A 1652-nucleotide genomic window follows, 5' to 3' on the forward strand; every position below is an offset into this window, starting at 1 on the left:
CCGTTGCCGGTTACCAGGTCATGGCCGAACTGGATGCCAACAAACGGAATTTGGGGCGGGAAGATGACAAGTACTATCAGATTGTACTCGCCCCCTCCAAGTCTGAATTAGCCCATATTGGCTCCGATCCGGAAGCCCTCAAGGCTTTTACCCGTTCGGCGATGGAGGCATACGCCCAGAATTTTGGCAAGGGGATAGACAGTAAAGACCTGGTGTGGTACGCTAAAATCGAACACAGCCGCAGTTATGATTACACCGACCGCGCGGTTCAGTTGGGGGAGCAGGCCAAGGGAGGACTTAAAGTGGGGGATCAGACTCATATTCATGTGATCGTGAGCCGTACCGAGAGTTTGCGGGAATATAAACAGGGTCTGGCTGAAGGCTTGCATGAGCGCAAGAATCCTTATCATCTGAGTCCGCTGACCAATCATAAAGGCACGACTAAAGGCGTCGTGTTAGGCGGTTTTGAACGCAACGGTTTTAGTCAGCGGGTTGAGCAACGCTTCGATCAGGGCTTTGGCTACGAGCGTAGTCTGACTGACTCGTTCCGGTATCTGCACGGGATGAAGTACGGAGATGAGGGCCTCAAAGCCGAACTAAGTCAAGCCGCTGCCCTGGAGCGTAGCCAGCAACGGGAGCAGGCCCGATCAGTGGAGCTGGCCAGCCAAGCCCGACAGATCGAGTTACAGACCGGTTTAGGGCAGGCCTACCACCAGCAAGACATTCGCACCTTGAGCCAAGGCTTAGACCAAGCCGAGCAGATCCGTCAGCAATTGGCCCAGCAGCGCCAGCAGGAGCAAGCTCGTCAGCTGGAATTAGAGCGGGCCGAAAGCCTAAAACAAGCACAACGGTTAGAACAAGGTATCCAACAAACGCCCCGTCAGGACCGGGGTATGCAGTTATGAGTGAGAATAAATATCTAAACAACCTGAATCAAAAGAGTACGTTCAGTACCCCTATTCCCGCAGCGGGTAGCGTGTCACCGGCTGCGCAGCCAGCCGCACCGAGTGGGTACGATCCGATTCAACGGTTAGTCGATGAACTAAGCCGCCAGAACACGGCTATTGAAGCGTTAAATAAACGGTTTGACCGGTGGGAAAAACTGCCCAAAGGAGCCAGCCAAGCTGAATTGAAGGCCTTGATGCAAGCCGCTCGAGAAGGCATTGATTTCAAGTTGGATCCTGAGCCGATTGCTCGGTTGTTACTGCCTGAGTTAACCAAAGGGATGCCCACGGTAAGCAACCTGAAAACCGCCACCGACGAAGGGGTGAACGAAATACGGGCCGTTGGGCTGGCCGTAGCGGAGCGCATTGAGCAGGCCGGTAATACGGCGGCCAATCGCATCGAGTGGGCCAGCCGCAGTAAAGCCACTGCGTGGGCTAATCGTATTGGCTTTACCAGTTGGCCATCCGCCTTGTTGGTGTTTGGGCTACTGGTCGTGATTGGGAGCGGTGTAGCCTTGTACGAGCAGTCGTACCAACATGAGATTCAGACGATGCGCATCCAGGACAATGCCACCAAGGAGTTTGCGGGTTGGATTCAGGAGAAGTATCCCGAGGTGTGGAAAGCGTACCTGAAAAAGGTGAATCCTTAGTGTAGCCTGGTCAATTAACAACGGGGAAAAAAAGAGGTTTTGATCGGTATTTTTAGTC

Annotated in this window: 2 protein-coding genes; both read left to right on the forward strand. The window is 53.7% G+C overall.

The annotated features are described in order from the left end of the window. Window positions 1-905: DUF5712 family protein (locus tag ACFS25_RS31865; RefSeq protein WP_381509277.1), on the forward strand; the 905-nt coding region annotated here is incomplete at its 5' end. Continuing rightward, a complete protein-coding gene (locus ACFS25_RS31870) occupies window positions 902-1594 on the forward strand; it encodes a hypothetical protein (RefSeq protein WP_381509279.1) in 693 nt (230 codons plus the stop codon). The genes ACFS25_RS31865 and ACFS25_RS31870, both read left to right, overlap by 4 nt. Window positions 1595-1652: the final 58 nt, after the last annotated feature.

The organism is Spirosoma flavum (assembly GCF_042686045.1).
Taxonomy (GTDB): domain Bacteria; phylum Bacteroidota; class Bacteroidia; order Cytophagales; family Spirosomataceae; genus Spirosoma; species Spirosoma flavum.

Bases quoted from the DNA above. Each gene is read 5' to 3' on its own strand.
- ACFS25_RS31870 (WP_381509279.1), top strand. From the start codon at position 902: ATGAGTGAGAATAAATATCTAAACAACCTGAATCAAAAGAGTACGTTC.